Source organism: Aeromicrobium sp., assembly GCF_036675695.1.
GTDB lineage: Bacteria > Actinomycetota > Actinomycetes > Propionibacteriales > Nocardioidaceae > Aeromicrobium.
Genome location: NZ_JAKFEL010000160.1, coordinates 1 through 9,249, shown reverse-complemented (window position 1 = coordinate 9,249; position 9,249 = coordinate 1). Strand labels below are relative to the sequence as shown.

The window sequence follows — 9,249 nt, the reverse complement described above, 5'->3', positions numbered from 1 at the left end:
CCTGCTCGCGAACCCGGCCGCCCATGTTGATCCTGTCGTGGGGCCGGTGAAGGTCAAGGTGAAGGCCTACCTGCACCTGTACGGCGACTCACCGATTGCCCGGTTGGAGGGCCACGGCCCGGTGTCGACTGACTGGGTCCGCCACCACGTGGCCCGGCTGGGCCTGGGTGGCAACGTGCGGGTGGCACCGGTGATCGACCTGAACCACCAGGCCCCGGTCGACGCCTACGAAATCCCCTCAAGACTGAGGGAGGCCGTGCATCTGATCCATCCCGGCGACGTGTTCCCCTACGCGGCGAACACCAGCAGGCGGATGGACCTGGACCACGCCATCCCCTACTCCGAAGGCGGAGAGACCGCGGTGGGGAACCTCGGCCCGATGACCAGGACCCATCACCGGATCAAGACCCACGCGGGGTGGGAAGTACGACAACCCTTCCCCGGGATCGTGATCTGGCGAGATCCCCACGGGGCGCACTACCTGGTCGATCAGACCGGAACAAGGAGAGTCACCGGCACCCCCGGTGGCCAGTCCCTCACGCCCGCAGAACTCCACTTCAGCCAAACACTCATCAACTACCTCGCCGCCTGACGACCGCTCGTTGGTTCGTGAACGCGGGCCGCAGAACCGCGCGGTCATGCCTGCGGGCATCAGATGTCGAGCAAGGTCTCGTCGCTCCAGATGTCTTCGTGATCCGGCGCGATCAGGAACCGCGAGCCCGGCGGAAGAGTCAGGAACTTGGCGACACCAGGAGCTCGTTGGACCAGGTGGGCCGCATGCAAGGGTTGGAAGAAGTCGCCAGCCTCGTTGAACTCGCCAGTCCAGATGTACCAGCCCGAGGTCCCCGCCTCCGGAGCGTGCCGGAGCCCATGAATCGGCCAGTCCCAGTCACCATCGATCAGTGATCGGGACACGCCCAACTTGTCGCCGTATTCGTCAGACTCGGACATGCCCAACATCGTCCCTCAAGCTGACCTCAAATGCCGCGAGTGGTGCGCGGCCCTGCCGCTCGGGGCGTGAACTTGACCTGGCCTCGGCCTTGGGATGCGAGACTCGGATTGTGGCCGCTGAGTGGATCGAAGTCGGATGGGTAAGCGACGTCGCGGAGTCGGAGCGATTCGCGAAAGCCCACAGCATGTTGGACAAATGGCTGGTCGACCGCGGAGTGAGTCGTGCGAGCATTCCCGACGAGGACCTGCGCATTGACCTTGTCTATCTGGGCCCGGGCAAGGGCTGCGACTTGAGCGTCTCGATCAAGGAGTCTGCTCTGCAGACGCGAGTACAAGAGTCTGTAATGCTCGCGCACCTCAAAGACCTGGAGACTCCGCTAGGAGACACGGCTGGCCGGCGATATGACCCAGTTGACCTCGTGCGTTACGCGCTCTCATGGCCTAGCGACTACTGGCCGGGCTTGGCGTTGACGTGGCTTGAGCAAGGCCTGCCTGCGAGTCGACTAGTCAATGACCTGCAGGTCTTTGAGAACGGAACGCATCGTCCCCAGGCTCAACGGCATCGAGCACGGCGTCTGTGGAAGATGGCTGGAGGCTGACGCACTCACATGCCGCGGAGTGTGCCTACATCCAACATGGGGTCATCATGACTTCGTGGATCCTAGGCAGCGCAGCGCCGACAGGCGTCGATTTCTGAGGATCGCCGTCTTCATTCTGGTCGGCCTGGCGTTCATCTGCTTCAGCGCAGTCTTGTCCGCATTGCCCATCGAGGAGAGTCCCACGACACGCGGGTACCCAATCGAGTTCGGCTACTTCTTCGGGACAGGTTGGATCGCTGTGGCCATCTTCGACCTTCTGCGGCGGGCAGTATCTGGACCTACCAAACCGGGCAAGAGAGCGCGCTACTAGCCCATCAGTGCCGCTGGCGGGGTGAAGAACCCAACTCCTAGCGAGCGGGTTTTTCATTCTGCGCTACCGCGGTCCTGCGGCGCCATCCTCGTTATGCAACGAGATGACACCATCGCCGAACTCGGCGACAACTTGTGCTCTGGCGTCCTCAAGCGAAGAAGCCAGCACCCGAAGTCGGTGGCCCGGCTCCTCATCGATCCAAATGAATCCGATGTACTCCCGAAGTTCCATACCCACAGCGTGGTGCATCGACGAACCATCTGCATCCCAGCGCGAACGTGCTCGCTCATGCCGCGGAGCGCGCTGTCGCGCCTATGACCGTCGATCGCCTGTGACGTGGAAACGGACCGGCGGCCGACACGCTGGCCTGCCAAACTGCCGGCATGGGTACGTCTCGAACGAAAGTCGTGCATCGACTGACAAGAGCTCAAGAGCGGCAGCGACCAGTAACGATCCACCGAAAGCACCTCGACGCCGATGTCACCTCAGGCTTCGTGCTCACTGTCCTTGAAGAATGGGTCGTCATTCAGGACCTGCTCGTAGGTGCTCACCTAGATGCCGTGGTCCTCCTGCGTCTGGATCAAGTGACGAAGGTTAAGAAGCACGACAACTGTGCTTTCGTGCGTCGGGCAGTCGCGGGTCACGGAGTCAGGCCGGCAGGATTTGAGTGTCCGCAGGACGCGACAACTGGCGACCTGCTTCGCCTGGCGGACACCCGGTCCGACCTGATCTGCACTTACCTCGAGACTCGTGACAGCTACTGGCTCAACATCGGGAAGGTTCTGCGTATAGGCAACAAGCGTCTTGACCTTCACTTCATTGGCAAAGATGGTGTCTGGGTTGACTTCGCCGAATCTTGGAAACTGACCGACATCACCCGAATCGAGTTCGGCGGTCGCTACATCCAGGCGCTCGAAAAGTTTGGCGAGCCGGCGCCCGAGGTCACTAAGACTGTGAGGCGCTAGCACGCGGCCGTGCCGTGCCGTGCCGTGCCGCCCGCTTCTGCCGCACGTGATGCGGTTCTGTCATAGACAGGGGTGTGATCGGACAGACTGTCGTCATGGATCGCGACGGTCGTCAGGAACTCCACTATCGGGCGCTCGAAGGGGACATCCCAGGCATCCGAGATCGCCTGGCTGCGGGTGACAACATCGCCGCGACTGACGGGCAGGGCTTCACCGCGTTGCACTTCGCTGCTCAGCAGTCGCAGGCCGAGGCAGTCCAAACGTTGCTGGAGGCTGGGGCGCCCGTGGATCAGCAGGATCGCTTCGGAAACACGCCGCTATGGCGTGCGGTCTTCAACTCGCGAGGGCAAATCGCGACCGTGCAGGCGCTTCTCCAGTCTGGCGCTGATCCCGACGTCGTGAATGAGGCAGGACCAACGCCGCGTGACCTGGCCATCAGGATGGGCACTTCAGAGGTGGTCGCCCTGTTCGCCGAGCCGCACTGATCTGCCGCAGATGGCGCGTAGCGGTCCCGATGGCACCAGGCGGCCTGTCGCCTTTCGGAGGCTGCCGTGCTGCCGCACCTCGGCCGGTCATCGAACCGGTACTCGGTGCACAGCCCGCGCGAGCGCAGTCGAGGCACGTTTGCCGTTCAGTTCGGCCAGGTCCTCGGGCAGGTCGATGGTCCTGCCGAGTCCACGGGACAGGTCGGCGAGGATGGCGACGAAGGCGTGCCCGTCTCGGAGGGGCCGCAGCAGCGGGAGCAGCTCGATGAGGGCATCGACGACAGGGCCCGAGAGTGGGCCGAGAGCATTGCCGGCTTCAGCAATCGCCGCAGCGACCCGGCGGGCAATGGCGCCGTCGTTCTCGATCAGCTCGCGCAGCGCGCGGCCGAGCGCGGGTCCGTCCAGCTCGCCGTACGTCGCCCGTTCGACGAGGGCATCGACGACGGCGGCTCGGTCCTCGGCGTGCCGTAGGGCTGTCGCGGAAGCGAGGGCAAACGTGCTCGCGAGTCCTGTTCGACCGTGCCCGGTTCCGAGGCCGAGGATCAAGGGCGCCACCGGGTCGCAGTCGTCGTTGACGAGCCCGGCTCGGATCACGCCGAGCACGTGCGAGGCGTAGTGCTCGCGGTGGTGCGGAAGGGTCAGGGACAGCAGCTCGGTCTGCGCCCGCATGGGTTTGCGCCACACGACGCGGGATTCGATGGCGCTGCGTCTCGTTCCAGCGAGCTCTCGCCGGTCGAGCAGCGCGGCCAGGACATCGGGTTCGCTCGTCGGGCGGTCGGAGGTGTCCTCGATGACGGCGCGGGTCCGCCGGCCAGCGGGTGCTGCGGGGTCGAGCTCGCTGAGGATCCGTTCCTGCACGCCGAGGAAGCGGTTCAGCGTCCAATCCGGCTGGTGCTCGCGAATCCGACGCACGTCGCGCACGAATGCGCGACTCGCTTCTGACTCGCTGAGCGCGCCAGGCGCTTCGGCGGCGTCGTAGTCGCCGGGATCGAGCCGCATTGCGGCTGTCGCGATCTCGACGCGGAGGGTCCCGAGGCCGGTTGCGGCGGCAAATCTTGCCTGCAGGTCGGTGAGGGCGATGGTTCCGTCGGTCCTGCTCGGAGTGGCCAGCCCGGTGTACACGTTGGCCCGTGTCATCGCCCAGGCCAGGTGGATGAACCTCTGCTCGAGCACTTGCGCGTAGTTCATGACGTCGAAGCTCCTGAAGTCAGCTGAGAACACGCCGGCTCCGACGGTCGGTCTCGCTGCGTCGACCGCGGCGATGGCATCGGCGAGATGCCAGGTTTCGCTCGAGCTGTACCGGGCCCCACGGGCATGCCGTGCCCGCGCTTGAGCTATCGATCTGCGGGCCTTGGCGTCCAGATGGAACGCGAACCGGGGGGTCGCTTCGAGCAACTGCTCGACCTCGATGCCGCTCAGGTCCTGGGCGAGGCTGGCGATCAGCAGGTCGACGAAGTCTGCGGCGGCGATGATCGGGGAGAAGGCGGCGATCTGCGGCCGGAGCAACGGTTTGCCAACCATCGGAGCGACTGGCGTTTCGATGACGACACGGTCCGGAGCATGCTTCGCGACCAGCTTCGCGGCACGGGTCCGGATGACCTCATGCGGGTGATCGAGCGCAAGGGCCGCCGTCTGCGCGATCGCGCTCGGATCGCCCACCTGCGTCCTGAGAGCCTTTTCCAGGAGTGCCAGGTGCGCCGTCGCCGTACCCTTGTCCCGCATCGTCAGCGGAGCCCTGATGGCCAACAGTGCGTCGGCGTCCAGACGGTTCGCACCGAGCAGGTCCGTCAGTTGCTTGAGGGCCCAGACCACGATCGGCGCGTTGTCCGAGGACGTCATCCGCAGCAGGCCGGACAGCCTCGCGAAGCGCTCGTCCTCGCTGGGCGTGAGTCGTTTGACCAGTTGCAGAAGCGGCCGCTGGTCAACCGGTTGCCAGTCGGAGACCAGCCCCGACCACACGGTGTCGAGAATGCGGTCACGCAGATCACCTCCTGCCAACTGTTCGATCGCGTCGAGCCACGGGGTCCTCCCTTGCCAGCCGGACAGGTTTCGGGTGACGCCTTCGGTGCTCATCAGCTGAAAGATCTCGTCGTCGAGAAGCCCGGGGTCGTTGAGGAGGAACTCAACGATTCGTCGGCCAGCTTCGGCGCCGTGCTCCTGCGGCGGACCTGCCATGAGCTTGAACAGATAGAGGTCTCCGGGCTTGTTCTTGACTCCGACGCGCATCAGCGCACGAATGAGCCACCAGCCGGATCCGAACCTATCGGTGGTCGCAGCCTTGAAGAGACGTTCACGCCACTGCTGCGTCCGACGAGCCACGATGGCATCGACCAGATCGCGCCGACCCGGGTCGGAACACCAACGGACGATCTCAAGGACCTCCGTCTCGGTGCGCCCGGCGGTCAGACCGGCCAACGCCACTGCGGGGTCGGCGCGCTGGTTGAAATGCACGCGGCTGTCTTTCAGTACGTCGACCTCTGACGCACGAACGGCCGCGGCTGCGTCCGCTTCCCAGGCCAGGACCCGTTCGTCGCTCGCTCCGGCCCTGAGCAGCTCGAGGAGAGAGGTCACTGCAGTGACTTCTTCGCCAAGCGGACGGCCAGCAGGTGCTTGCACGGTCCGCGTTCGAGTCGGTACTGCGCGAACCATGGACAGGTGCAGGAGATGACGTCGCCATCGCGGACCTGGTAGACGGAGCTGCCGCTGGCGACCTCGCCGCCCTGGTCGCCCAAGGTCACGGCTCCCTTCGCCACCAGGCGGTGCGCCCCCGCTAGTCGGGGCTGCAACTTCTGCGACGGCCGGAGCGGGAGCTCGCGGTGGAAGTACTCCCCGATGCCGGCGTCGTACCCGATCAGGCCGGCAGCACCGAGCCGGTCGAGGACAGCGATCACCTGCTCGATCGCGTACCCGAGATCGGCCGCGATCGCGGTCGGGGTGGTGTTGGTGGAGAGGCTGGCCAGAACGGCGTCGCCTTCCTCTTCGTCGGTCTCGCCGGCCAGCGCGTCCAGTGCCTTGCCCTCGCCGGAGAACCCTCGACTCGGCGTCGGGCTGAGTGCCAGGGTCAGGTGGGCGTCCGCCAGGTCGAGCTGCCACTGGGACATCGCCGTGTCGCCTCCGGCGGGTCCGGAGACCCTGAGCGCCGTGGCGAAGCGCAGCAACGGCTCGAGGATCCTGAGGCGTTCGGGACCACCCAGTCGGACAACGGAGCCAGGGGTGGTCGCCGAGGTCAGTCGCAGGCCCGTGGCGGTGGGCGCGACGCCAAAGGAAGGGCCGTTCGGGGCGCTGGTCGCCGGCAACGAACGGACGAACTGGCGCGCCGCTGCCGGCGTGACGGCCAGCCGCTCTGCGACGCGCGAGCCGGACAGCTGTGCCTCTGCGAAGCCCTTGATCCAGCGGTCGGGCAAAGGAACCTTCTCCTCGACAGCGGTGCCGGCCAGACTGGTCGCGGTCACGGCTTCGCCGACATTCAGGTGCAAGGGGTCAGTTCCGCCGATGCCGGCCAGGATGCCGCGCATGCCGTCGGTGAAGTCGACGTTGGTGGTCCCGGGAAGTGCTACCGCCGTGTCCAACGAGCCTGGCCGCAGGTCGAGGCGTGCATAGACGCCGCAGCACGGCGAGAAGCTCTCGAACCGCAGGTTCTGACCGTCGCAGCTGACCACCGGGTCGGCAGCGCGGATCCGTGCAGCCACCATGCTCATGGGTGTGAAGAAGCGGGTTCGAGCGACCCGCGACACCAGCAACATCGCCTGTGCCGCCTGCTCCGGATGCTGCAGAAATCCATCGAAGAAGAACGGGTGCTCGACCGCCTGGCCCGTGACGTTCCCGCCGGGGGTCGCCATGGCGGCCTCGTACCGGTCCCCGCTGCGGACGGCCACGGAACCACGTGGCGCGCTCACGCCTTGGTCAGACAAATGCGGACTCCCTCGCTCGGCCACCAGCGTAGGTAACCGGCACTGATCACGCAGCGGAATCCACCGCCGTGGGTTTCGGCCGGTCGGCGAGCTAACGCGAGTTGAGAGGTTCCGTGACAGCTGCCCGGACGGCCTCGACGAACAATGGGTGGGCTCGGGTGACGACGAGGTCGCCGCGACGTGTCATGCGAATTCCTACGTTGTTCCTCAAGGAATTCGAGATGACGATCGCCGCACCTCCTGCAAGAAGTACGAGGCCGATCCCGACGAGGACCCCGGAGAATCTGTCACCGATCGTGACTGCCAAAGCGAGCGCACCAGCGCCGGCCAGTCCGACGAGCCACCCGAGTCGCCTGTTGCTTGACCAGCGGTCATGAACTGCGTGTGTGAAAGGCAGTGTCACTCGGTAGCGGTGGGAGGTCATGCTGCTGGCGATCAGGAAGCCGACGATGGAGAAGAGCAGCAGGAGAGTGACCCACGCTGGTGTGGTGCTGCCTCGCAGTGTCACGCGCTGCCTCGTGGTGCCACCGGTCTTCACGCAGATGTCGAGGTCGACGAGAACGGTGCTTCCTGCCCGTCCGAGGATCACGTCAGCCACGCCTGAAGGCTAGCGCCGACGGCGCGATCAGTATCGAGAACAGCGCACATGTGCCGCTGTCGGTGAGGACTACTCCCCGGTGGCTCCGTCGATGGACTCGCGAAGCAGGTCGGCATGGCCGTTGTGGCGGGCGTACTCCTCGATCAGGTGACACACGATCCAACGCAGCGAGATCCGATTCCCGTCTTCCTCCTCGGCGGACAGGGCGGCCAATCCATCAGGACCGGCCAGCGCGTCTGCGATGACCCGATCAGAGACCGCGATCGACTCGTCGAACCAGGCGAACAACTGGTCGGGTGCGGCACCGGCAGCAGAGGTGAACGACCAGTTCCGATCATCCTCGTCCAGGTCGTCGAACCAGGAGGGCTTCGCGACGCCACCGGCGAAGAACTGGTTGAGCCATCCCGACTCGATCACCGTCAGATGCTTCAGGAGGCCGCCGAGGGTCATCGTCGTCGGCGCCAGGGAGGTCGAGAGCTGGGTGGGGGTCAAGCCCGCGCACTTCCACCGCAGCGTGTCCCGCTGATAGTTCAGGAAGCCCAGCAGCGTCGCTGCTTCGTCGGATTCAAAGGGCGGGTCGGTGCGGTCCTCGGCGCGGAAGGTCGTCACCCGCCCGAGGGTACCGACCGTGCGCCTTGGGCCCGACTAGATCGCGAGCAACGCGTCCAGCGCCTTGCAGCAGTGGGCGACGTCCACCTCGAGCGCCACCCGGTCCGAAGGATCCGAGCCGGTCCAGAGCAGGGCCCGGTCTTCGACGTACGCCGTCCAGGCGTGCACCACGGGAGCCACACCGTCGTCCAGTCCCAATGCCGCGATCAACCGTCGCGCGACGGTCATCCGGTGGGATTCCAGCCGGTTGCCGCCGACGGCGATGGTGCCGTTGCCGAAGACGAGGGCGACGTAGAACTCCCGGCGCCGCTCGATCTGCGCGTAGACGCGGGACACGAACTGCTCGCACGCGAGTTCGGGGGAGACGCCCTCGTCGGGCGCGGTGTTGCGCATGACCCGGCGGAGTGCGGCGCCGATGACGGCGTCGTAGTAGTCGGTCTTGGTGGGGAAGTAGTGGAAGAGCAGGCCGCGGGAGATGCCGGCCTCGGCGGCCACGGCGTCGATGGAGAGGTCCTGGATCGGCTTCTCGACGAGCATGCTCAGGCCGATGCCGAGCAGCTGGCGGCGCCGATCCTCGGGGGACAGGCGACGTCGGGTGTGATCTGCATCCACGCTATTGAGCATTGCTCAACAGTGTGACAAGGTCAAGCCATGGACTTCTCACCCAGCCCCCGCGCCCAGGAGCTCACCGAGCTGGCGCGTGAGTTCCTCGCGACCGAGGTCGAGCCCGTCGAAGCGGCGTACCACCACGAGATCGCGGAGATCCGCAACCGTGGCGGCGACTCGTGGGCACCGCTCCCGATCATCAAGGAGCTCCAGGC

General features: G+C 65.8%; 10 protein-coding genes. 3 read left to right on the top strand and 7 right to left on the bottom strand.

The genetic code is table 11. The annotated features are described in order from the left end of the window. On the top strand, nucleotides 1-592 hold a 592-nt coding region (locus V6M39_RS10445; protein ID WP_332643759.1), incomplete at its 5' end, for an HNH endonuclease signature motif containing protein. Between the two features lie 59 nt (nucleotides 593-651). Here V6M39_RS10445 and V6M39_RS10440 read toward each other — a convergent pair. Together V6M39_RS10440 and V6M39_RS10435 are read right to left on the bottom strand one after the other, a co-directional pair. Then, nucleotides 652-951 carry an immunity protein Imm33 domain-containing protein gene (locus V6M39_RS10440; protein WP_332643758.1) on the bottom strand — a complete coding sequence of 100 codons (300 nt, stop codon included), beginning with the start codon at nucleotides 949-951 and terminating at the stop codon, nucleotides 652-654. A 972-nt stretch (nucleotides 952-1,923) separates the two neighbouring features. Beyond that, nucleotides 1,924-2,091: a hypothetical protein gene (locus tag V6M39_RS10435; protein ID WP_332643757.1), complete on the bottom strand. Its 168-nt coding sequence runs from the start codon at nucleotides 2,089-2,091 to the stop codon at nucleotides 1,924-1,926. 152 nt (nucleotides 2,092-2,243) lie between these two features. On the opposite strand from V6M39_RS10435, the gene V6M39_RS10430 reads away from it, so the two are divergent. Next, nucleotides 2,244-2,825: a hypothetical protein gene (locus V6M39_RS10430; protein ID WP_332643756.1), complete on the top strand. Its 582-nt coding sequence runs from the start codon at nucleotides 2,244-2,246 to the stop codon at nucleotides 2,823-2,825. 95 nt (nucleotides 2,826-2,920) lie between these two features. After that, a complete protein-coding gene (locus V6M39_RS10425) occupies nucleotides 2,921-3,310 on the top strand; it encodes an ankyrin repeat domain-containing protein (protein WP_332643755.1) in 390 nt (129 codons plus the stop codon). Between the two features lie 87 nt (nucleotides 3,311-3,397). Here the strand turns inward: V6M39_RS10425 and V6M39_RS10420 are convergent, their stop codons facing one another. The 5 genes from V6M39_RS10420 to V6M39_RS10400 all read right to left on the bottom strand — a co-directional run bounded on the left by V6M39_RS10420 (nucleotide 3,398) and on the right by V6M39_RS10400 (nucleotide 9,040). Further along, nucleotides 3,398-5,881, bottom strand: a complete 2,484-nt coding sequence (locus tag V6M39_RS10420; RefSeq protein WP_332643754.1) for a DUF6493 family protein — start codon at nucleotides 5,879-5,881, stop codon at nucleotides 3,398-3,400. Further along, nucleotides 5,878-7,185 (bottom strand): SWIM zinc finger family protein, encoded by a 1,308-nt coding sequence (locus V6M39_RS10415; protein WP_332643753.1) that lies wholly within the window; start codon nucleotides 7,183-7,185, stop codon nucleotides 5,878-5,880. The genes V6M39_RS10420 and V6M39_RS10415 overlap by 4 nt, the downstream gene beginning before the upstream one ends. Nucleotides 7,186-7,312: 127 nt before the next feature. Further along, nucleotides 7,313-7,819, bottom strand: a complete 507-nt coding sequence (locus V6M39_RS10410) for a hypothetical protein (protein WP_332643752.1) — start codon at nucleotides 7,817-7,819, stop codon at nucleotides 7,313-7,315. A 69-nt stretch (nucleotides 7,820-7,888) separates the two neighbouring features. Beyond that, on the bottom strand, nucleotides 7,889-8,428 hold the full coding sequence (locus tag V6M39_RS10405) for a DinB family protein (RefSeq protein ID WP_332643751.1): 540 nt from the start codon (nucleotides 8,426-8,428) through the stop codon (nucleotides 7,889-7,891). 36 nt (nucleotides 8,429-8,464) lie between these two features. Beyond that, on the bottom strand, nucleotides 8,465-9,040 hold the full coding sequence (locus V6M39_RS10400) for a TetR/AcrR family transcriptional regulator (RefSeq protein ID WP_332643750.1): 576 nt from the start codon (nucleotides 9,038-9,040) through the stop codon (nucleotides 8,465-8,467). Nucleotides 9,041-9,249 lie beyond the last annotated feature (209 nt).